Raw genomic sequence first — 21,105 nt, 5'->3', positions numbered from 1 at the left:
TCACAAATTGATGCAGGAAATTCGCTGAAAACTTGCCGCCTGAATCCACACCCGGGTACCGGCCTGAATCCGTTCAGCAAGGTCAATCACATCGCTGTTACGCATGCGAATACAACCATGAGACAAGGGTTTCCCCATAGGTTCAGTATCCGGTGTGCCGTGGATATAGATAAAACGACGCTGGGAGTCGACGTTGCCAAAGCGGTTGAGCCCACTCTCCAGGCCCTGTAACCAGAGGATGCGGGAAAGTATCCAGTCCCGGTCCGGATGCTCTTCGGAAAGCTCTGAAGAATAGATTTCACCCGTTGGACGACGCCCACGGAATACGGCGTTTTCCGGCTGATCACGGCCAATAACAGCACAGATACGATGCCAGCCTCTCGGCGTGCAGCCGCTGCCTTCTTCTTCACCTATGCCATTCAATGCCGTTGACACTGAATATTCAGTAATGCCATCGCGCTCAGTCAGCCGCAAGAGTTGATCCTCGACTGAGATCTCAATAAACGGAAGATCTGACATCTACTGACGCGTTCCTTAGTTACCCGCAGGTGACTTCAGCCCGCTGGCGAGGAACGGCAGCAACTGATCGATAACATCCGGCGTGGCGGTGGGTTTACCGAAATCATGCTCCGCCATCGCGGTCAGAGAATCAACCCCGTTCAGTGTGAACATAGTCGCACCCAGCATGAAATGAACCCGCCAGAAGCGGTCTTCGTCGGAGAGCTCCGGCGTCGCCCGGGTAAGAAGATCCGAATAGCGGCGAAATACATGACCATACTCCACGCGCAGAAAACGACGTACATGGCCCTGACCCTGACTGTAGGCAAGCCCCAATAAACGCATAAAGATACGCAGACGTTCAGGCCGGTCTGCCCCCGAACGTAATGCGGTGTCAGATAAGAGCCGCAATAAAGACATCAGGTCAGCAGGTTGTTCGCCCTGCTCTGCATCGCAGGTATTGAGCGCCTTATCGAGTTCAGCGACAAAGGGCGTCAGAAAGCGGGCAAATACAGCCTGTATCAGAGACTTTTTAGAGCCAAAGTGATAATTCACGGCAGCCAGATTCACATCAGCCTTAGTCGTAATATTACGCAACGAAGTCTCCGCGAAACCCCGTTCTGAAAACAACTCTTCTGCAGCATCGAGAATGCTGCGCGCGGTATCTTTCTGCGCCATAGTGCCTTATCCAACTAACAAGTGTTTCAAACATACGTTTAAAACACTTAACACGCAACAATTGCAGCAATTCGGGGAAAATTCCGTCAGATCTAAAATTAGACGGCACTGGGTATTTACACAGTAAAAGGTACTGTATATATTTACACACACTGTATAAATCAACAGACTGGATAAATGTCATGGAAAAGCTCACGGCTCGCCAGCAGGAAGTTCTTGACCTGATTCGCTCAGCCATTGATGAAACAGGCTACCCGCCGACGAGAGCAGAAATTGCCGCAGAACTTGGCTTCCGCTCACCGAATGCAGCAGAAGAACACCTGAAAGCACTGGCACGAAAAGGTGCCATTGAGATGATGCCAGGTGCCAGCCGTGGCATTCGCATCGTAGGTGAAGACTCTCCGGGGCTGCCGGTAATCGGTCGCGTTGCAGCCGGTGAACCTATCCTGGCTCAGGAGCATATTGAAGATTACTGCGAAATTCCGCCGTCGTTCTTTAAGCCGGAAGCGAACTTCCTGCTCGAGGTGCATGGCGACAGCATGATCGACATCGGCATCATGGATGGCGATTACATCGCAGTGCATAAAGCAGAGACCGCACGCAATGGTGACATCGTGGTTGCCCGCGTCGGTGAAGAAGTAACCGTTAAGCGATACCACAAGAGCCGCAATCAGGTAACTCTGTTTGCTGAGAACGAAAATTACGCCCCGATTGAGGTCAACCTGAAAGAGCAGGAATTTGCGATTGAAGGTAAATACGTAGGTGTTATTCGTCGCCAGTAACGCGACCGACCAGAGTAACAGGTAAACGGTACACGACAGGAGAGATTGTTATGCGTCAGTTATCTTTCGAAGTATGTCCAGAAGCAGCACCACTCAGCTCTGCGGCACCCGTCAGAAGCGTGCCTAAAGGCAGTATGACGGAAGTCATTGTGTCTGAAGGCAGTGCATTACAACCCTTCCAGCTGTTGCCTGTGCTGGCTCTGTGCAGCGACCAGAAACGTTGGTTGATGTGGCTGAGCCCAAGCCAGAATCTGAACAAACAATGGCTGGCAAAAGCGGGCATCAGCGACTCTCCGGTACTTCACCTGAATACTCAAGTCGCTACTCAGTTTGACTTGTGTATCAAGGCGCTGAGATCAGGTAAAAGCCATTTGATTGTTGAGTGGTCAGGCGAACTCGCGGCAGATACCCGTCAACTGCTACGCCGTGTCGCAGAAGAAAACGGATCACACCTGTTCATTGTGCGTGGAGAATAAGACACTACCAGCCGGAGCTGGTAGTTGATCCGCCCGAATTACTGAGCAGTAGTAGCGGCAGGAACGTGCACAACGGCACCTTTTTCGTGCAACTCAACAACACGATCCAGTCGCTCAAGGGCTTTTTCCAGCGCGTCCTGGTTGTTCTCCATCGCTTTAATGGCATCTTTTGTTTCTTCGAGCGCGGTGCGCGTCTGCTCACGGGCTTCAGTGTATGCCTGAACGAGTTCAGAACTTTCTGGCTCATCGCTGCACGCGGTGATCAGTGAAGCGGAAAGTACTACAGTCGAGAGTGCTACTAGCTTTTTCATTCTCATCCTCAGAAGTCAATTTTCACAAGTACACCCGTTAACAGGGCTTTAGTTAGGATACTGAAATTCAAAAAAAAATCCGGTATCAGTTGCCCGATACCGGATTTTTTTATGAATTTGTCTGCCAGGGACAAATCAATGCAGGTGCTGACTGCTCTGCGGCACCTCAAAGTCGTCACTCTCGACTTCCATCCCAGACAGATCGCCCACGAGGCGCACGCCAGCCTCGAGCATTACTCTGGCCACATCCATATGGTGCTCCTGGAGACTTGCTTTCGCATCTTCAGAGAAACAGATACGAACCAGCGCATCGCTGTCCTGTTCGTCGGCACGACGCAGGGCAATGTCACCATTGGATAACTCTACAATTTCGAAAAAACCAGCCATAAGTGCCTCTTCGTTTCTGAGCGCGGATGATAACACAGGGGGGTGACGCTTTATACGAGAGTCACTGGGAGAATCAGCTTTCCTGCCGATTCTCACGCTGACTATCGATCAGGTCAGACAGATGCTGCCACCAGGACTGTGGCTGTATGTCATCGCTCTGTGCAACGGCAATGACGTTGACCGCACCCGCTGCCTGCGGGTTTCCAGCCGGGCCCGGACGCCAACGCGTTTCTGCCTCACGCAGAAATGCACTCAACCATGAGTAAGGGTCCTCGGCCAGAATCCGAATCTCGGTCATTTCACCGGTCACCAGAGGTGTCTTGTTCAGAAGATCTGAAAATGAACTGACTTCGCCGCGGTAAGTAGCAAGCGTCGCCAGCTCATTCAGATACGAAATAAAGGCATCCTGCATAAGGTACAGGCCTGAGGTCTCAAGCCCTTCAGCAAGTGCCGGGTTACCGGTTTCGCGACGCGCCTGCTCCAACAGCAATCGTGCCTGATAGAGTTTCTGGTTGGTGAAGCTCAGCCACTGACTCATCAGAAGTTCAGCTTCAGGCCGAGGTGCAGACCATCGCCGATCTTATGACGACCGCTCTGATCATCAAAAGAAACCGAGGTCATGCGGAAGCCTGTGTAAAGGTGGGCCGTCGGCAGAATATTAAAGTGCAGACGCAGATCTGCATCGACAAAGTTATTCACGTCACTGAATGACACAACCGGCGGCGCGTAGTACACATGACCACTCACACCAAAGTTACGGTTGAACGGGAAGTTGTAACGGGCAAAGCCGCCTACACCAATGGCGGCTCCGTCATTGTCATCAGTGAATATGCCGTAAGCATTGGCGCCAACACCGATATACAGGTCTGAATTCGGATTACGGACATCCACCACATGAACGCCCCCCGAGATGATGTCGCCCTGGTCACTCTCGTGCAGAGCCGCCAGGTTCAGGTGCATACCGGTATCCATGCGGGTGGCATCCCAGCCAACGCGAGCAGTAGTGTCCGCCAGGCTGATATCTAAAGATCCCCCAGCCATCGCAGAAGTAGAAATTGCAGCGACTGACGCTATAGCAGCCAGAGAAATGCGACGGGCCAACGTAAGTGTGTTCATCGTGGTACGGCGTCCTGTTTTTAGTAATAGATGTTCAGTAATAGAATTCTTATCGGTCTATGATACCAGCGTGTCTGTCGTTGGGAAAAGTACGCCAGAGACAGGCATGGTGACCTAGGTGTTGAGGAGTGTACGGGAGTGTCAGGAAAAATGCTCACACACCAGAAGCGCATGAGCATTTTGTTAAGGCAAGGCTTACTTCATCAGATCAAGCAGCAGCTTGTTCAGGCGGGTAACGTACTGAGCGGGTTGCTTCAGTTGACTGCCCTCTGCAAGCTGGGCCTGCGCGTGAATGACCTGTGCCAGTTCGGCGAAGCGATCTTCGTCCGCTTCCTGATCAAGGCGCTCAATCAATGGATGTGACGGGTTCACTTCGAGTGCAACTTCAGGCTCTGGCACCTTCTGACCAGCAGCTTCCATCAGGCGACGCATATGACCACCCATGTCGTACTGGCCAACCACGAGGCATGCGGGAGAATCTGACAAGCGCGAGCTGACACGGACTTCTTTAACGTCGTCTTTCAGCGCTGCTTCCAGACGCTCAATGAGTGCTTTGTGCGACTCTTCGAGTTGCTTCTGCTCTTCCTTTTCGGACTCGTCAGCCAGCTCATCAAGATCCAGCTCGCCCTTGGTAACATCCTGGAATGCTTTGCCATCAAAGTCACTCAGGTGGCCGACCATCCACTCATCAACGCGATCTGTCAGCAGCAGTACCTCAATACCTTTTTTACGGAAGTATTCGAGGTGCGGGCTGGCTGCAACAGCGTCGTGATTTTCGCCAGTGATGTAGTAAATTTTCTTCTGACCTTCGCGCATGCGAGCAATGTAGTCAGCAAGAGAAACGGTCTGCTCCGTGCCTTCGCTCTGAGTAGTCGCGAAGCGGAAAAGACCTGCCACTTTTTCACGGTTGGCGAAATCTTCAGCTGGGCCTTCTTTCAGAACTTCACCGAACTGATTCCAGAAGGTCTGGTACTTCTCAGCGTCTTTTTTCGACATTTTTTCGAGTGTATCCAGCACTCGCTTCACCAGTGCTGAACGCAGGCTATCGACTTGCTTATCCTGCTGCAGGATTTCACGAGAGACGTTCAGAGACAGGTCGTTGGAGTCCAGAACACCTTTAACAAAGCGGAGATACGCGGGCAGGAACTGCTCGGCGTCATCCATAATAAAGACGCGCTGAACGTACAGTTTAACGCCACGGCTGGCTTCGCGGTTCCACATATCGAACGGCGCCTGCGCCGGAATATACAGCAGGCTGGTGTAGTTCAGCTTGCCTTCGACCGTGTTATGCATCCATGTCAGTGGTTCGTTCCAGTCGTGGGAAACGTGCTTATAAAACTCTTTATAATCTTCGTCGCTGATGTCGCTCTTAGCGCGGGTCCACATCGCCTGCGCCTGGTTCACAGCTTCTGGAGCGGAGGCATCTTCACCTTCGCCGTCGTCATCATTGCTGTCCTGCTGTACAAATACAGGGATCGCAATGTGATCCGAATATTTCTTGATCAGGTTCTGCAGGCGGAAGCTGTCAGCAAACTCTTCCTCGCCCTCTTTCAGATGCAGGGTGATGCTTGTACCGCGGCCAGTTTTCTCGATCTGCTCAAGGCTGAATTCGCCCTCGCCTTCGGATTCCCAACGCGTGCCCTGCTCTGCGCTCTCACCGGCACGACGAGTTTCAACGATCACCTTGTCAGCAACAATAAAGGCCGAGTAGAAACCCACACCGAACTGACCAATTAATTGCGAGTCTTTCTGCTGATCGCCGCTCAGTTGGCTCAGAAATTCAGCAGTCCCTGATTTGGCGATGGTACCCAGATGATTCACAACATCATCACGGGTCATACCGATACCATTATCGGCAATGGTCAGGGTTTTCGCGTCTTTATCAAACGTGATGTCGACTTTCAGGTCTGACTCTGATTCGTACAGGTCATTGTTTGTTAACGCCTGGAAACGCAACTTGTCACAGGCATCCGATGCGTTGGATACCAGCTCACGCAGGAAAATTTCTTTGTTGGAGTACAAAGAGTGAATCATCAGGTGCAGAAGCTGCTTAACCTCTGTCTTAAATCCCAGTGTTTCTTTACTTGCGGCAGTCATTCATCTCTCCTTTCAGACGTGTCAGCCCTTTTACTGTGATCACCGATGGCCAGCCACCCATTGCTGACTGGCCATCGACTATGTACTGATGACCTATTTTGGGGCTGGCGAAAACATTTCAAGGGCTGCGCGAAGGTCGGCGATGTTACTGCGTATGAGAGGCTCGTCAGCTGGGCTTCCGGCGATGCATGTCACTACGGCCAGAGAACCCACACCCGACTCTGCAACAAGGCGGGCGTTTTCGGGAACAATGCCGCCGATACAGGTCTGAGGCCAAGTATGATACCGCTTACTCCAGGCGGTCAGACAATCGATACCGAGAGGCTGATAGCGCAGGCGCTTGGACAGTGGCGTAAACACTGGGCCAAAGGCGATATAACTCGGCTTTTGGGCGCGTGCCCGGGCAATTTCCCACTCGGTGTGAGTACTGATACCTAACGCGACGCCTGCGGCGTGAAGAGCGTCGATATCCGCACTGACCAGATCTTCCTGACCCAGATGCACACCATCTGGCTTCAGCTCAAGCGCTAACGGCCAGTCGTCGTTGAGCCAGAAACTGACCCCCTGACTGCGACACATTGCCAGCGCCCGCCGAGTCTGATCCTTGTAATCAGGCCCCGGCGCTTTAATTCGCCATTGCACGGTATCCACACCCATACCAAGCAGCATTTCAAGGTGATCCAACGACTCTGTCAGCACATAGACACCGGGACGGTAGGGTTCAAAACGATCAGTACGGGGATACGTCCCAACATCGGTAATCAAGGGCCACTCATCTCCGCTACGAGGCAGTGGACTGGCAATGCAGTTTCTGTAGACAGAGCGCTCAGGCTCCATGCCTCCGGACTCAGTGCCTCCGAACTCAATACCAAGGACTCCCGAGCTGGCAATCAGTGCCTGACGTGCGGCAGCAGCGGCAATGACAATCGCATCGTACAAGCGCGTACCTTTTGTGAGCTGAACCGCAAGGGCCGCCGAGAACTGACTTCCCGTGCCGTGCGCCTGGGTTGTTTCTCTCTGCTGATGAAGAGCAAAAGAGGGCTTTGCCGCCGTCTCCGGAAAGTTCTCATCAGAACGGCTGAATATCAGGTCTGTAACCCAGGCCGAGTGTTGCTGCTGCTCATCATCGCCACCGGTAATAACCACCGTATGAGCACCCGCATGCTGCAGAGCCGCGCCCGCCGCAGCGGCACTCAATGTCTGATCTCCTAACAGCCAACGAGCCTCGTCAAGTGATGGCGTCATGACAGACACGTTCGGAATTAAACCGGTAAGGCCAGAGTGTGCCGCCGGTAGCTCCCCAAGAGTCGCTGACACCACCGGGTCCCAGATGACCGGCACCCGACTGCTGGCCTGAAGCTCGTTCAGGAACGTCCGCAGATATTCCAACACTTCTGGTTCAGGTGGCAGCCAGCCGATCAGGACTGCTTCTGGCGGGCCGTCTCTGAGCGCGGCCTGAACCTGAGCTTCAACCATAGAGGCTGAAACATGACTGACGGCTTCCACTCCCTGATGACTCTGTGCAGTCACTGCAAGAACTACACTGCGGCATTCGCACCCAGATAAGGCTGCTTGCGACAGAGCAGCCTGTAAACCCGCTCCCCCACGACTGTCAGAAGCGCAGAGTGCCATTAAGTACCTAGGCTTAGTTTCACTACTCATGGGGTTGCCCTCCCCGCATGGCGGTGTGCCAGAACGGCATGCCCGCCACTGGCGTACTCGGCGATGCCATATCGCGCTCTGTCATAAAACCCGCATGATAAGCAGTCCGCCCGGCATCGACAGCGGCAGCGAAGGCTCCCGCCATTGTTACCGGGTTAGCTGCTTTTGCGACCGCCGTATTAAGCAACACGCCATCGGCGCCCATTTCCATCGCTTGCATCGCCTGAGATGGCCGACCGATTCCTGCATCAACAATAATCGTGGTATCAGGCAGCCGAGCACGAAGGGTACGCAACTGATAAGGATTAATGATTCCTTTTCCTGTCCCTATCGGTGCCCCCCAGGGCATAATCGCTGGACACCCTGCATGCAACAATGACTCGCACACCACCAGATCATCCGTACAATATGGCAAGACGTGAAATCCTTGCGAAGACAACTCCCGGGCGGCACTGACAAGTTCGAATACATTGGGTTGCAGGCTGTATTCATCGCCGATAACTTCAAGCTTAATCCATGAAGTTTTGAATAATTCACGCGCGAGAATGGCAAGTTGAATCGCTTCTTTTGCCGACTGACATCCGGCAGTATTGGGCAACAGACGTGACTGGCTGGCGCTCAACCATTGATTAACACGCTCGTGGTAATCGTTGTTAGCAAGATCACCCGCCGTCTGTCGGCGCAGCGACATGGTGACAAACCCCGGCTGCGCGCTGGCAAAGGCAGACACCATTATATCGGGCGAGGGGTACATTGAGCTCCCGAGCCACAAGCGACTTGATATCTCTTCACCCGCAATAGTAAATACGTCTGAATCAGCCACCGGTAATTGCTCCCAGCACATCAATGATGTCGCCGTTGTTCACTCTGGTTGAAGGCCACTCTTCTGCAGGTAGCAGTTCGCCGTTCAGTGCTACAACAAAACGACTGCTCTCAGCCGGATAGTTCAGCGTGTCGATGATCAGAGTGTATACATTTTTTTCACTGGTCCAGGCCATGGATTTACCGTTGACGATGATCTCAATCACGCCACACCTCCCTGTTCAGATACTCTCATTTTCATACTCTCCAGCCCTTCAGCAGTTAACAGTGACTCGATCTTTTTCAGTAAGGCCGGTGCCAGTAAGAATCCGTGCCTGAACAGACCATTAACAAAGAGTGTTTTCTGCCCCCCAGAATTATTCTGCAGTTTTATGCAAGGTCTGTGGTCCTGCGTTGCAGGCCGGAGGTTCGTTTCCATAGACAAAATCCGAGCTTCCGAAAAATCCGGTGAAAGCACCCAGAACGCACTCAGCATTTCCATTGCAGAACGGACACTTACCGGAGAGCAATCATCACTCTCCAGTTCTGTTGCACCAAGCTGATAGCAATCGTTCCCACGCGGTACCATATACAAATGGTACCTGGGGTGAAGCAAACGCACCGGACGATGAAATTCGGTGCCCGTACTGGAAACCCAAAGTGTTTCGCCACGCACTCCGCGAATAATCCGCTCAGCATCACTTCGGGCTCCGGCTCCACGACAATCAATAACGAGATCTGCCTGCTGTAGTTCTTTATCGAATTTATCGAAATCCGGATCGGATAATTCAGTGCTGCGCACGTCAAGCGAATAGCGGCCGTCCGTTCCGTTTACTTCGCAGGCGAAATGGAAATCCGCACCATGCTTTTCTGCAGCAAGCTGTAAGGTGCTGAGTAAGACACGGTTATCGACCTGCGCTTCATCGGGTAACCAGAAGCCTTGTTTAAATTCGCCCGAGAGCGCGGGCTCTTTCTGACGAAGCCCAGTACTATCAAGTGCAACGGCATAAGAATCGCCCGGAATATCGGGGGCGCTCATATCACGCTTAAACAAATCCATTTCTGCCTGATCCGACGGGTGCGCAACAACCAGGGTGCCGCGACGTCGGTATGGCACCCGGATACCAGAGTCTTTGTATAAATCCTCCAGAAGCCCGGGCCATAGAGTCAGAGACTCCATACCGAGATCAAAAACCTCGGGATGACACAGCGGTTTTTCAGCAACAGGGGCAACCATTGCAGCGGCAGTCCATGCCGCACATTCAGGTGTTTCTTCACTGGCGCGTTCGTAAACAGTGACCTGCATCCCGCTCCGGCTCAGTCGCCATGCGAGTAGCTTTCCCATCAAACCAGCGCCGATCACGGCTATTGAAGACATGGCTCAGGACTCGACTGCATCGACGTAAAGTTCCGATCCGTTTGCACGGAATTTCTCAGACATTTCCTCCATGCCCTGTCGCTGGTTGCGAATATCATGAGACAGTTTCATGGAGCAGAACTTAGGTCCACACATGGAACAGAAGTGCGCTACTTTATGGCCGTCTTTTGGCATGGTTTCGTCGTGATACTGTCGAGCTGTATCGGGGTCGAGTGCCAGGTTGAACTGATCTTCCCAACGGAATTCAAATCGCGCCGCAGACATCGCATTATCATGCATCTGCGCCGCCGGATGCCCTTTCGCAAGGTCCGCAGCATGAGCTGCAATTTTGTAGGTAATCAGACCCTGCTTAACATCTTCTTTATCTGGCAGACCGAGGTGCTCTTTCGGTGTGACATAACACAACATCGCACAGCCATACCAACCAATCAGAGCTGCACCTATACCAGAAGTGATGTGGTCATACCCCGGTGCAATATCTGTAGTCAGTGGGCCTAACGTATAAAAAGGGGCCTCATGACAGTGCTCTAATTGTTCTGTCATATTTTCTTCAATCAGGTGCATTGGCACATGCCCCGGACCTTCGATAAAGGTTTGTACATCATGCTTCCAGGCAATTTTTGTCAGCTCGCCCAATGTACGTAATTCCGCAAATTGTGCTTCGTCGTTCGCATCCGCAATCGAACCCGGTCGCAGGCCGTCCCCTAGTGAAAAGCAGATATCGTACGCTTTCATAATTTCGCAGATATCTTCAAAGTGGGTATAGAGAAAACTCTCTTTATGATGTGCGAGGCACCATTTCGCCATAATCGACCCGCCACGACTGACGATGCCTGTTAAACGGTTTGCCGCCATCGGAATAAATTCCAGGCGCACTCCCGCATGAATAGTGAAGTAATCGACGCCCTGCTCTGCCTGCTCAATCAATGTATCGCGATAGATCTCCCATGTGAGGTCTTCTGCAACTCCACCGACTTTTTCAAGCGCCTGATACAAAGGAACGGTACCTACCGGAACCGGTGAATTACGTAGAATCCATTCACGTGTCTCGTGAATATTATCGCCGGTAGAAAGATCCATAATCGTGTCAGCACCCCAGCGGGTAGCCCAGGCCATTTTTTCGACCTCTTCACTGATGCTGGATGTCACCGCAGAATTACCAATATTGGCATTTACTTTCACACGGAAGTTACGCCCGATAATCATCGGCTCACTTTCAGGATGGTTAATATTGGAGGGTAATACCGCTCGGCCCGAGGCAATCTCATCACGAACAAACTCAGGCGTAATATAGTCTGGAATCTTCGCACCGAAACGCTTGCCGGGATGCTGCTTAGCAACTTCAGCAGACATACCTTCCTGCGAAAGGCCGATGTTCTCGCGAATGGCAACGTACTCCATTTCGGGGGTAACTATGCCCTGACGTGCGTACCAGAGCTGGGAGACGTTCTTTCCGCTTTTGGCCTTTCGTACTTTCTGGCGCAGAGAAAGCTGGCCTTCTTTGATCGCTATGCGGTTTGATTCTCGTGAGGTGATGGCGCTGAACTCAGTGTCGCCACGATCTTCAATCCATTGCTCACGCACCGGTGCCAGCCCTTTCGTCACATCGACCGTGATTGCAGGATCGGTGTACGGGCCTGACGTATCGTAAACGCGCAGTGGAGCATTCGGCGTTTTGCTGCCGTCCGCCTGAGTCGTATCCGAAAGATTAATCTGACGCATACCAACGCGCATGTCATCGCGACTGCCGCTCAGGTATATTTTTTCAGACGCAGGATAAGCGTAGGTAAGGTTAAATTCGGTATTTGTATTGTCAGCCATGCTCTTTTCCTTAAAAGGATCAGGCAGGCAGCGACGAGAATAGATGGGAACACCACACAGAATCACACGAAGGTGACCATAAGAATTGGCGTACGCAGACCACGGGGAGCCCCGGCAGTTCATCTCTGTTCCCTACGCTGGCACTAACCAGATCAGGTTCAACGGGACCCGCATTCGCGATCTCAGCCTGTGTGGTTATCTTTGATAACCGGTCAGGCACCCCGACAGATAATTCGCTGACAGTGTATGGTGATTCGCCCTTTCTTTACAAGGCGCACTCTGAAATTAAAGCACCTCTGAATAACCGCACTCATTTCCCTGTGCGATTTTTCTTAGCGGTCGGAAAATCTCACTCCTGAACCAACAAGAAATGTGCTCGCGCCGTCGCAATGGGCTCACTCGGATCCGTTTGCCAGGCGTTAATAGCCACGTTGGCAACCCGACTGCCCTGTCGCCATACCTGACAGCTGACGAAAGTATCCTGCAAACGTCCCGCACGAAGATAATCAATCGAGAAGTCGATGATTTTAGGCAGAGCAATACTTTCCATCGTCATCAGCAGGTGCAGTGCCGCTGAGGTTTCCATGCAACCCGCAATGACTCCACCATGAATGGCTGGTAGCATCGGGTTACCGATATTGTCTTTATTTGCGGGCAGAATAAATGTTGGTTGCAGGTCCATCGCGTGCAGCTTAATACCCAGCAACCCGGCATACGGAACGGCATCAATCACAGCATCAAAATCACCGTTATTACGGCCCTGCTGCAGAATTTTGCGCATGGCTTCAGTCATTGTTTCGCTCCCTTACTTACTACCAAGACGCAAACCAATGCGCATAAAATTAGCGGTGCAAGTAGCAACAACGACGTTGTCACTTTCCTGCCGTACTTCGCCCTGGGTGAACACCAGGCTGTTCGCCCGCTTTACCACTCTGGCCTCGCCAATCAGGTTTTCACCGGGCTTAGCGGCGCGGTGATAATCCATCCGTAAATCCAGTGTTGGACAGACTTCCCCGTCTTCGAAGCAGTTAAACGCGGCTGTGCCGCATGCTGTGTCCATCAAGGTCGTGAGACTGCCACCCGCAACGATGCCATTGTCAGGGTTGCCTATAATGGCCTCACTGTACGGTAACTTGAGAATCACTTTTTCACCGTCGGCGTATTCCACCGTCATGTTGAGTACGCGACAATGCGGCAGAACCGATACAAACCGGGTAGCTCTCTGCGTCAGCTGATCTGACATAATGAAGGGCTCCTAAAAACCAGAATGGTTAAGGTACTTGTCACTCAATCGATGAGCAATGCTGTATCCGAGCTATTAAATTGACATATATGATCATCACACGCAGAAGCAGGTGATCTTTATAGTAAAACAGGACTCGTAATGACCTCTTTCGATCACTACTACCAAGCCCTTCTCAATGGCGAGATGCCTGCTGTCGATGCCACCTGGGGTCAGGGAAAGACCACCTTTGGCGGTATGTCAGCAGCGCTTGCATTAGCTGCTCTTGAGCGGGACTACCCCCAAACTGCGCCGCTTCGATCTCTGAGTATTCATTTCTGTGGAGCACTGACGACTGAGCAACCATACGATATTGCTACGCGGGAGCTCAGAGCCGGCCGCTCAGTTTCACACTTACAGGCAGAGGTCATCCAGAACGAGGACTGTTCCACCGTAGTCAGTGCCTGCTATGGCAAGGCTCGGGAATCTGATGTAATTGTCCATGCAGACAAGCGCGAACCGGGTGAACCCGGCAGTGGCACCCGCCTGGGATATATCCAGGGCGTGACTCCGGAGTTCGTGCGTCATATTGACTTCAGCTATGTCAGCGGCGGGTTGCCCTTCTCCAACAGCAAAGACAACCACATCCATGGTTGGATGCGCTTCAATGACTGTACTGGTCCTCTTACCGAAGCCCATCTCGTTGCATTGATCGACTCCTGGCCGCCCGCCACTCTTCAGAAGCTTAAGTCGGTCGCTCCCTGTGCCAGTATCACCTGGAGCCTCGAACTCCTCGATTCGCCTTCTGCGCCCTCTAATAGTGGTGAGCCTTTACAGGCGAATGACTGGCTCTATTACGAAGTTGACATCGCCGAAGCGCACGGTGGCTACGCCCACACAACCGCACGTATCTTCCGTGCCGATGGCTCCCTTCTTGCGCTGTCGCGCCAGCTGGTTGTGGTTTACGACAAACGCAGCTGATCTTTACAGGGTTCTTCCTTGCTGTAATCACTGAGAGCAACTATTACTTAAAGCATGGGCGATGTATTCAGCGACGTCGTTCTATGTGACTAGCAGCCTCTCACCAGACTTACAGGAAGTGAAGAACCGGAATGAGCCTTAATGTACTGATTTGTGACGACTCGAGTTTTGCCCGCAAACAGATGGCGCGAGCACTGCCTGAAGAGTGGCAGGTGGAGGTCCACTTTGCTGGTGATGGGGTGGAAGGCGTCGATGCGATCCGTGAGGGTAAAGGTGATGTCGTTTTTCTCGACCTGACTATGCCGAACATGGACGGCTATGGTGTACTCGAAACTATCCGTCGGGACGACCTTCCAGCCATGGTTATTGTTGTCTCTGGCGATATCCAGCCCGACGCCCAGGAGAGAGTCAAAAAGCTGGGAGCGATGGCGTTTATCAAAAAACCGATTGATGCCGACAAAGCGCGCTCCGTGCTGACCGAATACGGCATTATGACGGGGGCCTGAAATGTCAGCAGCAGCGATTATTAATGAAGACCAGCGCGACTGTTATCAGGAACTTACCAACGTAGCTATGGGTCAGGCGGCTGATCGCCTGGCTCGCTTGCTGAATGCATACGTCGTGCTTCCTATCCCAAAAATCAGCGTCATTGAGAACAGTGACCTGAATATGGCTCTGCAGGGAGCCACCAGCGACAGCAGTGTTTCGGCTGTGTGTCAGGGCTTTATCGGTGCTGGCATCTCTGGCGAAGCTATGCTGATGTTCAATGATGCCTCGTTTGCCAGTCTGGCCTCTCTGATGAAGTACTCGGGCCCACTGACACAGGCCGCCGAACTAGAGCTGCTGATGGATACCGCCTCTGTGTTAATCGGCGCCTGTATTCATGGTATCGGTGACCAGCTGGAAATTGTTTTTAACCAGGGGCATCCCGTGGTTCTGGGTCAGCATTGTGATATGGCTGACCTGGTGGCCTACGGCAACAATGGCTGGGAAAAGGCACTGGCGATAGAAATCCATTATACGATTGAGCACGTAAATATAGAGTGTGAGCTCCTCTTGCTATTCACCGAGGAGTCTGTACGAGCACTGAATAAGAAGATTGATTACCTTCTTGATTAACACCGGCACCCGACCGAGAGAGACACCAGACAGATGAGCGACAAGAGCGAGGCCGACACGATTAAAGACATCCACTGGTTGATGGATATTCTTCAGAATATCGACGTCGGCCTTGTCGTGCTTGATCGCAATTACGAGGTTCAGCTCTGGAATGCCTTTATGGAGGGGCACAGTGGCGTCAGCCCGCAGCTGGCGAAAGGCAAGAACCTGTTTTCGCTTTTTCCAGACCTTGATGAAGCCTGGTTTAAACAGAAAGCAGAACCAGTATTCCAACTCAAAACCCGGACCTTCACCATCTGGGAGCAGCGCCCGTATCTTTTCCACTTCAGGAATTCGCGCCCGATTACTGGCCGCAGCAAGTTTATGTATCAGAACACCAGTATCATCCCACTGGAGTCCGTTACCCGCCAAGCTGATCATCTATGCGTAATTATTTACGACGTTACAGATACGGCCGTTGGTAAGCTCGATATTTCCCGGGCAAACCAGACCCTTAGCGAAATTCAGGTCCGCGATTCACTAACGGGTCTGATGAACAAATCTGCCTGGTTGACTGTTCTGGAAAGTTATTACGCCAGTCAGAAACAGGGCTGCCTCCTATTACTCGACATGGATCATTTCCGCGACCTGAACCATGCTCTCAGTCACCAACAGTGTGATGAGATTCTACGGCGGATCGGCGCAGGCTTAAAAACTCTGGGCGATGAACAGCACGCAGCTCGATTCGGTGGCGAAATATTCTCGGTCATTCTTGCAGAAATAGAGGCCGAGGAAGCCATGCAGATCGCCGAAAAATTACGTCGCTCAGTTTTTAGTCTCGGCAAAAACTCGCAGCATACGATCAGCGCCAGCATCGGGGTTGCAGAACGCCTTGCCGATACGCCCAGCGCCAGTGAGTGGTTAAGCAACGCGGACAAAGCGCTTTACCACGCAAAGGAAAGCGGCCGCAACCGCACATCCCTGTTTAAACGGTGACCTGCTATCATACGCAGCAGACTTCCTGATCCTGCTTGCTGTTATGGCCTCTTTTTCGATACCACCCGCATTCATAGATGCACCTTTGAAAGGTGTAGAACGTCACGGCTTCGCCCGCGACATAATTCTGAGTGAAGCCGGTATTGAAGCAGGATCTTTCAACCCGGATGGATCACTGGCTCCTGAATCATACGCCCGACTGATGCTCACTATCTGGCGGAAAACCAACGATGAGGCGATGGGGCTGAATCCAGAACCCGTTGTGTTCCGCACCTTCGCTATGATGGGTCGGTCAATCATTACCTGTGCCACACTCGAACACGCGATTCGCAGAGCAAGTTCGTTTTACAGGCTGCAACCTCACTCCCCACAGATTACCCTCGAGAAAAGTGAACACAGAGCCCGACTGATCATCAGCCACGATACCGGCTTCGACACGGATCATTTTCTCAGTGAGTCTTTGCTGGTCATCTGGCACCGCTTCTGTAGCTGGCTGATCGGCCGCGGCATTCCTTTATTGAAAGTAGAATGTCCTTATGCAGCGCCAGGTCACGTTAGTTTATACGATGATTTGTTCGCAACGCCGGTCACCTTCAATTGCGATAGTTTGTCTCTGACCATTCCCCTGCAGGCGATTCATGCTCCAGTTGTGCAATCAGCGACAAGCCTGGAGGAATTCCTCGGACACTCACCAGCAGATATTCTTGCCCGGCCTAACCCACACGAGAGCACCAGTGCGAAAGTTCGACACGCACTGATGAGCCTGGCCAGCGATCAGATGCCCGACCTTACCGGCATGGCCGACGCTCTATCTGTGTCTGGCGCAACCCTGAGGCGCCGTCTCCGTCAGGAAGGAACAACGTATCAGACCATTAAAGACAACGTACGACTGATGGAAGCCAAGCGTTTACTGGCTGGCTCAGAGTTAAGCATTGCAGATATCGCCGTTGCGTCAGGATTCTCGGAGACAAGTGCCTTCACACGAGCATTCTCCCGCTGGACCGGAGATTCACCTGCGAATTTCCGGCGCAGAAACAGCAGCCGTTGAGGCCAAAGCACTGAGTGACAATGACAGCAGCGAAACTAAACTTTAAACTCAGACCATTTACGAGAGACACATTGTGGCGGTAAGGATACTTCTGCTTCTTTTCTTCATTCTGACTCCATGTGCCGCCCACGCCATTACGCTGACGGACGATCTGGAAGGACGTCTGCTGGGTACTTCTCTTCAGGAGTGGTCTGAATCAGAACAGATTAACCCGGACGATATACATTCACACTCATTGCCTTGGACTCAGGTCAGAGCGATGGTGCCCAACCCCGGAGTTTCCAGCCCCCCTCACTGGTATCGCCTGCCGCTCAAAGTGAGCAAGACCGGAGAGCGCTGGTTCGCCGACGTGGATTACCCGAGAATAGAACGTATTGATATGCGGCTGTTCCGCGGTAAAACCCTTATCGCCTCCTCCGAAGACGGCAACCCGGTTCACTCAGACGCACCCCAGCGAGCAAAACTGTCTTTCAGTTTTGAATTGCCCTTTGATCAGCCGGGCGAATATGTACTGTACCTCCGGGTTGAAAACAATGTACTGCTGAATTTCCCGTTACGTCTCTTCAAAGATGCAGGCTTACGCGACGCCCAGCAGCAGAAACAACTCTATTTCGGGCTCTATACCGGGTTTCTGTTCGCACTGCTGCTTTACAACCTGGCGGTTTATCTGGTTATCCGTGAACGCTACATGATCCTGTTCTGTGGCTTCGTGTCGACGTATCTACTGTTCTTCTGGGCACATACGGGGCTGGGTTACCGATACTTGTGGCCAGACTGGGCAGGTTTCGAGGAGCAGTCGAGTTTCCTGACGTCCTGCTTTGCCATGCTGTTAATCATATTGTTCAGCATGAGTTTTCTGAAAGTTGCTGGCCCTAACCGACGCGCGCTGACGCTGGTGTACAAAATCGCTGTGTTACTCACGGGCGCTGGGGCTGTTTCTGCCCTGTTTACTGATGTCCACACCACGGCAATCATTATGAGGGTTGTCACCCTTTTGACGCCTGTATTCCTGATTATTTCTGCGAGCCTGTCGCAACCACTGTCGTCGGCATCCAGAGCCGTCTATACCCTGGGAGTATATTCGCTCGCAATCGCTATTGTTGTTCACAGCCTGGCCCGTCAGAGCATTATTCCTACCAATGACATCATTGCATATGCCGCACACATCGGTGGCGTAAGCCTGATTGCTATTCATAGCCTGGCGATTGTTCTGCGCCTGTATGAGCAGCGGCTTGAACAGATTCGTGCACGCAAAGACATTATTGCTGCACGAAAACGCTCACTTCAAAGTGAAGAAAAACTGCGTCAATCAGAGGCTTCTCTGGCAGAAAAAGATGCGGAAGCGAATGCCAAGTCTGCGTTTCTGGCCATGATGAGCCACGAAATCCGGACACCGCTGAATGGCGTGCTTGGCATGGTTGAATTACTGCAGCACACACGTCTCGACAACCAACAAAAACGCTATATCAGTACCATCGCCAGCTCAGGTGAGAATCTTCTTTCGCTTCTCAATGATGTGTTGGATCTCTCTAAAATTGAATCCGGAAAAATGATCATTGAGCGTAGACAGGTTGAGCTGGCCCCCTTAATCAATGAGTGTCTGATGCTACACAGCCAGAAGGCACTGGATAAACGACTGACCTTAACCGCTGATTTAGGCACACCGCTGTACACAACAATCAGTACGGATGAGATGCGACTCAGGCAAGTGCTCAATAACCTGATCAATAATGCCGTTAAATTTACCGAGCAGGGACAGGTTGAAGTCCGACTGGAGTGGCGGGAGCCCGAACTTCAGATCCATGTCATTGATACCGGCATTGGTATTTCAGAGGAGCAACGGGGCCGCCTGTTTCACAGCTTCACACAAGCGACACCAACCACGAGCAAATATTATGGCGGTACAGGTCTTGGGCTGACCATCAGCCAGAAACTGACTCATTTACTCGGGGGAGAGATCTCAGTGAGCAGCTCCCCGGGTGCTGGCTCTGCATTCACTGTCAGACTGCCCGATGTTGCTCCTGGGTCACCTCAAGCAATACCAGATCTGTCTGGCCGCACATGTTTTATCGAATTATCGAACCCTGTCGAGCGACGCTTCGTCAAAATGATCACTGCCCGCCTTGGTCTGGAGGAAGTCACCAGTCGTTTCCACACACCTCTGGACTGCATGATCGTCGATGCACTGCCAGCCGATAAAACCATCCCTGAAAACCTCATTTGTGTTGTTGACGACTACTGGCCACGTATTGGTGTTGAACGCCAGAGCGAGCGTCCTCTTCGTTCTCATGTTCTTCTGCATCAGATATCTAACCTGATTCAGGTCCAGACAGAGTCAACAGAGGCTGTCACCGGGTATCGCAGAGGCACGATCTGGGTGGCAGAAGATAATATCGTCAATCAGAAAGTAATCTCGGGAATGCTCCGCCATCTGAATATGGAATGTGAGGTATTCTCTAACGGAGCCCAGATTCTTGCGGCTTACGGTAAACGTCCCGAGCAAGCGGATCTTATTCTGATGGATTGCGAAATGCCGGTCATGGACGGTTATGACGCCTGCCGCGAAATCCGTCGTCTGCAGGACAGCGATGCAAAAAATATTAACCGCCGCACCCCAATTATTGCCCTGACGGCACACCTTGGCGGTGAGTTCGAACAGATGGCCCGCCAGGCGGGCATGGATGATCTGGTCACTAAACCGATTCGTAAGAGTACGCTCAGTAACCTGTTCAGTATCTGGCTGCCTGAAACGGAATAAACTTATACAAACGCTGCCGATTTGCGATACGTATGCATAGGGTAACTGCCCAGCACGCGAACATCCCGGGCAAAATAGCGTAACTCTTCAAGAGCATTCGCTACCGGCAGCTGATCCGGATGCCCGTAGATATCCAGGTGGAAATGGCTGGCCTCCATCGTGCCACCATCCATATAACTCTCCAACTTCACCATATTCACGCCATTGGTCGCAAAGCCGCCCAGTGCCTTGTACAAAGCAGCAGGAATATTCCGCACAGAAAAGAGTAAACTTGTCATATATCTCTTTTCTGCATCGTAGTGCTGGTGCTCGGCTTCCCTGGAAAACACAAGAAAGCGTGTGGTATTCCCCATAACGTCCTGAAAATTTTCATGCAGGATGTGCAACCCATAAAGTTCCGCTGCGAGAGAAGACGCAATAGCGCCAACACTGAGATCGCCTTGTTCAGCCAGACCTTTCGCAGACATGGCAGTATCCACTGCTGCCTCTTGCTTCAGCCCCAGATTAATCATTCGCTGATGACACTGAGCCAATGCCTGCGGATGTGAGCGAACGCGCTTAATTTGATCAAGTGATGACCCTGGGAGTGCCAGCAAACAATGGTTTACTGGTTCGAAATGCTCCGCAATCACGAACAGCTGAGTTCTCGGAATCAGGCGGTATATCTCATCTACACGGCCCGCAGTGGAATTTTCTAACGGAATCATTGCCCGCTCGGCAAATCCATTACTTACGAGATCAAGAGCACCGATAAAATCGTCGCAGGCGAGGTGCTCCCAATCCGGAAAGACCTTAGTGCAGGCAAGGTGAGAATAAGCCCCTGCTGTCCCCTGATATGCCACTCTACTCATAACTACGCCCCAAAACTGTGCACCATAAAATCAAACCTAACGAATGCACCAAAACAATGCACGGAAACCAAACACCGTCATCCCGCTTTGCTCCGGAAGCCGCGTGCAGTGCCTGATTGCGTCAGTGTATCTCAGCGCCCTCGT

23 protein-coding genes and 1 riboswitch are annotated in these 21,105 nt (G+C 52.1%); of the genes, 8 read left to right on the top strand and 15 right to left on the bottom strand.

Going from position 1 to position 21,105, the window contains the following annotated elements:
- Together B2067_RS03245 and B2067_RS03240 are read right to left on the bottom strand one after the other, a co-directional pair.
- A complete protein-coding gene (locus tag B2067_RS03245) occupies positions 1 to 519 on the bottom strand; it encodes a L,D-transpeptidase (RefSeq protein WP_297532023.1) in 519 nt (172 codons plus the stop codon).
- 15 nt (positions 520 to 534) lie between these two features.
- Positions 535 to 1,176: a TetR/AcrR family transcriptional regulator gene (locus B2067_RS03240; protein ID WP_068442870.1), complete on the bottom strand. Its 642-nt coding sequence runs from the start codon at positions 1,174 to 1,176 to the stop codon at positions 535 to 537.
- A gap of 182 nt (positions 1,177 to 1,358) precedes the next feature.
- On the opposite strand from B2067_RS03240, the gene lexA reads away from it, so the two are divergent.
- A complete protein-coding gene (gene lexA / locus B2067_RS03235; RefSeq protein ID WP_068436172.1) occupies positions 1,359 to 1,958 on the top strand; it encodes a transcriptional repressor LexA in 600 nt (199 codons plus the stop codon).
- A 50-nt stretch (positions 1,959 to 2,008) separates the two neighbouring features.
- Complete coding sequence (locus B2067_RS03230; RefSeq protein ID WP_068436174.1) at positions 2,009 to 2,434, top strand: cell division inhibitor SulA; 426 nt, start codon at positions 2,009 to 2,011, stop codon at positions 2,432 to 2,434.
- A gap of 38 nt (positions 2,435 to 2,472) precedes the next feature.
- On the opposite strand, the gene B2067_RS03225 is transcribed toward B2067_RS03230, so the two are convergent.
- The 12 genes from B2067_RS03225 to B2067_RS03170 all read right to left on the bottom strand — a co-directional run bounded on the left by B2067_RS03225 (position 2,473) and on the right by B2067_RS03170 (position 13,250).
- Complete coding sequence (locus tag B2067_RS03225; protein ID WP_068442867.1) at positions 2,473 to 2,745, bottom strand: hypothetical protein; 273 nt, start codon at positions 2,743 to 2,745, stop codon at positions 2,473 to 2,475.
- Between the two features lie 135 nt (positions 2,746 to 2,880).
- Positions 2,881 to 3,132: a hypothetical protein gene (locus B2067_RS03220; RefSeq protein ID WP_068436843.1), complete on the bottom strand. Its 252-nt coding sequence runs from the start codon at positions 3,130 to 3,132 to the stop codon at positions 2,881 to 2,883.
- A gap of 73 nt (positions 3,133 to 3,205) precedes the next feature.
- Positions 3,206 to 3,670, bottom strand: coding sequence for a DUF6586 family protein (locus B2067_RS03215; RefSeq protein WP_068442864.1), 465 nt, complete (start codon positions 3,668 to 3,670; stop codon positions 3,206 to 3,208).
- Positions 3,670 to 4,248 carry a YfaZ family outer membrane protein gene (locus B2067_RS03210; RefSeq protein ID WP_068442861.1) on the bottom strand — a complete coding sequence of 193 codons (579 nt, stop codon included), beginning with the start codon at positions 4,246 to 4,248 and terminating at the stop codon, positions 3,670 to 3,672. The genes B2067_RS03215 and B2067_RS03210 overlap by 1 nt, the downstream gene beginning before the upstream one ends.
- A 195-nt stretch (positions 4,249 to 4,443) precedes the next feature.
- The gene (htpG, locus tag B2067_RS03205) at positions 4,444 to 6,345 is read right to left on the bottom strand and encodes a molecular chaperone HtpG (RefSeq protein ID WP_297532031.1); all 1,902 of its coding nucleotides are present in this window, start codon (positions 6,343 to 6,345) and stop codon (positions 4,444 to 4,446) included.
- Positions 6,346 to 6,438: 93 nt separating this feature from the next.
- The gene (locus B2067_RS03200) at positions 6,439 to 8,007 is read right to left on the bottom strand and encodes a PfkB family carbohydrate kinase (RefSeq protein WP_301387428.1); all 1,569 of its coding nucleotides are present in this window, start codon (positions 8,005 to 8,007) and stop codon (positions 6,439 to 6,441) included.
- Complete coding sequence (locus B2067_RS03195; RefSeq protein ID WP_301387426.1) at positions 8,000 to 8,830, bottom strand: thiazole synthase; 831 nt, start codon at positions 8,828 to 8,830, stop codon at positions 8,000 to 8,002. The genes B2067_RS03200 and B2067_RS03195 overlap by 8 nt, the downstream gene beginning before the upstream one ends.
- Positions 8,823 to 9,035 (bottom strand): sulfur carrier protein ThiS, encoded by a 213-nt coding sequence (thiS, locus tag B2067_RS03190; RefSeq protein ID WP_301387424.1) that lies wholly within the window; start codon positions 9,033 to 9,035, stop codon positions 8,823 to 8,825. Before thiS ends, B2067_RS03195 begins: the two co-directional genes overlap by 8 nt.
- Positions 9,032 to 10,186: a glycine oxidase ThiO gene (gene thiO, locus B2067_RS03185; RefSeq protein ID WP_301387422.1), complete on the bottom strand. Its 1,155-nt coding sequence runs from the start codon at positions 10,184 to 10,186 to the stop codon at positions 9,032 to 9,034. The genes thiS and thiO overlap by 4 nt, the downstream gene beginning before the upstream one ends.
- A gap of 3 nt (positions 10,187 to 10,189) precedes the next feature.
- The gene (gene thiC / locus B2067_RS03180) at positions 10,190 to 12,007 is read right to left on the bottom strand and encodes a phosphomethylpyrimidine synthase ThiC (protein WP_301387421.1); all 1,818 of its coding nucleotides are present in this window, start codon (positions 12,005 to 12,007) and stop codon (positions 10,190 to 10,192) included.
- 112 nt (positions 12,008 to 12,119) lie between these two features.
- Positions 12,120 to 12,241: riboswitch (TPP riboswitch) on the bottom strand.
- A gap of 115 nt (positions 12,242 to 12,356) precedes the next feature.
- Positions 12,357 to 12,800 (bottom strand): PaaI family thioesterase, encoded by a 444-nt coding sequence (locus tag B2067_RS03175; protein ID WP_301387419.1) that lies wholly within the window; start codon positions 12,798 to 12,800, stop codon positions 12,357 to 12,359.
- A 12-nt stretch (positions 12,801 to 12,812) separates the two neighbouring features.
- Entirely contained in the window at positions 12,813 to 13,250 is a 438-nt protein-coding gene (locus B2067_RS03170; RefSeq protein ID WP_068440913.1) for a PaaI family thioesterase, read from the bottom strand.
- 141 nt (positions 13,251 to 13,391) lie between these two features.
- Here B2067_RS03170 and B2067_RS03165 point away from each other — a divergent pair, with 141 nt between their 5' ends.
- From B2067_RS03165 to B2067_RS03140, 6 genes are all read left to right on the top strand, one after another.
- A complete protein-coding gene (locus B2067_RS03165) occupies positions 13,392 to 14,210 on the top strand; it encodes an acyl-CoA thioesterase (protein WP_301387417.1) in 819 nt (272 codons plus the stop codon).
- A 131-nt stretch (positions 14,211 to 14,341) separates the two neighbouring features.
- On the top strand, positions 14,342 to 14,716 hold the full coding sequence (locus tag B2067_RS03160; protein ID WP_068440908.1) for a response regulator: 375 nt from the start codon (positions 14,342 to 14,344) through the stop codon (positions 14,714 to 14,716).
- Between the two features lies 1 nt (position 14,717).
- Positions 14,718 to 15,329: a histidine kinase gene (locus tag B2067_RS03155; RefSeq protein WP_301387416.1), complete on the top strand. Its 612-nt coding sequence runs from the start codon at positions 14,718 to 14,720 to the stop codon at positions 15,327 to 15,329.
- 33 nt (positions 15,330 to 15,362) lie between these two features.
- Positions 15,363 to 16,304, top strand: a complete 942-nt coding sequence (locus B2067_RS03150) for a GGDEF domain-containing protein (RefSeq protein WP_301387415.1) — start codon at positions 15,363 to 15,365, stop codon at positions 16,302 to 16,304.
- A gap of 85 nt (positions 16,305 to 16,389) precedes the next feature.
- Positions 16,390 to 17,352 carry an AraC family transcriptional regulator gene (locus tag B2067_RS03145; protein ID WP_175607897.1) on the top strand — a complete coding sequence of 321 codons (963 nt, stop codon included), beginning with the start codon at positions 16,390 to 16,392 and terminating at the stop codon, positions 17,350 to 17,352.
- A gap of 73 nt (positions 17,353 to 17,425) precedes the next feature.
- Positions 17,426 to 20,110, top strand: a complete 2,685-nt coding sequence (locus tag B2067_RS03140; protein ID WP_301387414.1) for a hybrid sensor histidine kinase/response regulator — start codon at positions 17,426 to 17,428, stop codon at positions 20,108 to 20,110.
- A gap of 2 nt (positions 20,111 to 20,112) precedes the next feature.
- On the opposite strand, the gene B2067_RS03135 is transcribed toward B2067_RS03140, so the two are convergent.
- On the bottom strand, positions 20,113 to 20,961 hold the full coding sequence (locus B2067_RS03135; protein ID WP_301387412.1) for a prephenate dehydratase: 849 nt from the start codon (positions 20,959 to 20,961) through the stop codon (positions 20,113 to 20,115).
- Positions 20,962 to 21,105: the final 144 nt, after the last annotated feature.

It is taken from the genome of Thalassolituus sp. UBA2590 (assembly GCF_002339775.1).
In the GTDB taxonomy this organism is placed as follows: Bacteria; Pseudomonadota; Gammaproteobacteria; order Pseudomonadales; family Oceanobacteraceae; genus Thalassolituus.
This window is presented reverse-complemented; position numbering and strand designations above follow the sequence as displayed.

What these genes read in the sequence shown, in the direction of transcription:
- B2067_RS03245 (WP_297532023.1), bottom strand. Translation starts at nt 519, where the DNA reads ATGTCAGATCTTCCGTTTATTGAGATCTCAGTCGAGGATCAACTCTTG.
- B2067_RS03240 (WP_068442870.1), bottom strand. Translation starts at nt 1,176, where the DNA reads ATGGCGCAGAAAGATACCGCGCGCAGCATTCTCGATGCTGCAGAAGAG.
- lexA (WP_068436172.1), top strand. Translation starts at nt 1,359, where the DNA reads ATGGAAAAGCTCACGGCTCGCCAGCAGGAAGTTCTTGACCTGATTCGC.
- B2067_RS03230 (WP_068436174.1), top strand. Translation starts at nt 2,009, where the DNA reads ATGCGTCAGTTATCTTTCGAAGTATGTCCAGAAGCAGCACCACTCAGC.
- B2067_RS03225 (WP_068442867.1), bottom strand. Translation starts at nt 2,745, where the DNA reads ATGAAAAAGCTAGTAGCACTCTCGACTGTAGTACTTTCCGCTTCACTG.
- B2067_RS03220 (WP_068436843.1), bottom strand. Translation starts at nt 3,132, where the DNA reads ATGGCTGGTTTTTTCGAAATTGTAGAGTTATCCAATGGTGACATTGCC.
- B2067_RS03215 (WP_068442864.1), bottom strand. Translation starts at nt 3,670, where the DNA reads ATGAGTCAGTGGCTGAGCTTCACCAACCAGAAACTCTATCAGGCACGA.
- B2067_RS03210 (WP_068442861.1), bottom strand. Translation starts at nt 4,248, where the DNA reads ATGAACACACTTACGTTGGCCCGTCGCATTTCTCTGGCTGCTATAGCG.
- htpG (WP_297532031.1), bottom strand. Translation starts at nt 6,345, where the DNA reads ATGACTGCCGCAAGTAAAGAAACACTGGGATTTAAGACAGAGGTTAAG.
- B2067_RS03200 (WP_301387428.1), bottom strand. Translation starts at nt 8,007, where the DNA reads ATGAGTAGTGAAACTAAGCCTAGGTACTTAATGGCACTCTGCGCTTCT.
- thiO (WP_301387422.1), bottom strand. Translation starts at nt 10,186, where the DNA reads ATGTCTTCAATAGCCGTGATCGGCGCTGGTTTGATGGGAAAGCTACTC.
- thiC (WP_301387421.1), bottom strand. Translation starts at nt 12,007, where the DNA reads ATGGCTGACAATACAAATACCGAATTTAACCTTACCTACGCTTATCCT.
- B2067_RS03175 (WP_301387419.1), bottom strand. Translation starts at nt 12,800, where the DNA reads ATGACTGAAGCCATGCGCAAAATTCTGCAGCAGGGCCGTAATAACGGT.
- B2067_RS03170 (WP_068440913.1), bottom strand. Translation starts at nt 13,250, where the DNA reads ATGTCAGATCAGCTGACGCAGAGAGCTACCCGGTTTGTATCGGTTCTG.
- B2067_RS03165 (WP_301387417.1), top strand. Translation starts at nt 13,392, where the DNA reads ATGACCTCTTTCGATCACTACTACCAAGCCCTTCTCAATGGCGAGATG.
- B2067_RS03160 (WP_068440908.1), top strand. Translation starts at nt 14,342, where the DNA reads ATGAGCCTTAATGTACTGATTTGTGACGACTCGAGTTTTGCCCGCAAA.
- B2067_RS03155 (WP_301387416.1), top strand. Translation starts at nt 14,718, where the DNA reads ATGTCAGCAGCAGCGATTATTAATGAAGACCAGCGCGACTGTTATCAG.
- B2067_RS03150 (WP_301387415.1), top strand. Translation starts at nt 15,363, where the DNA reads ATGAGCGACAAGAGCGAGGCCGACACGATTAAAGACATCCACTGGTTG.
- B2067_RS03135 (WP_301387412.1), bottom strand. Translation starts at nt 20,961, where the DNA reads ATGAGTAGAGTGGCATATCAGGGGACAGCAGGGGCTTATTCTCACCTT.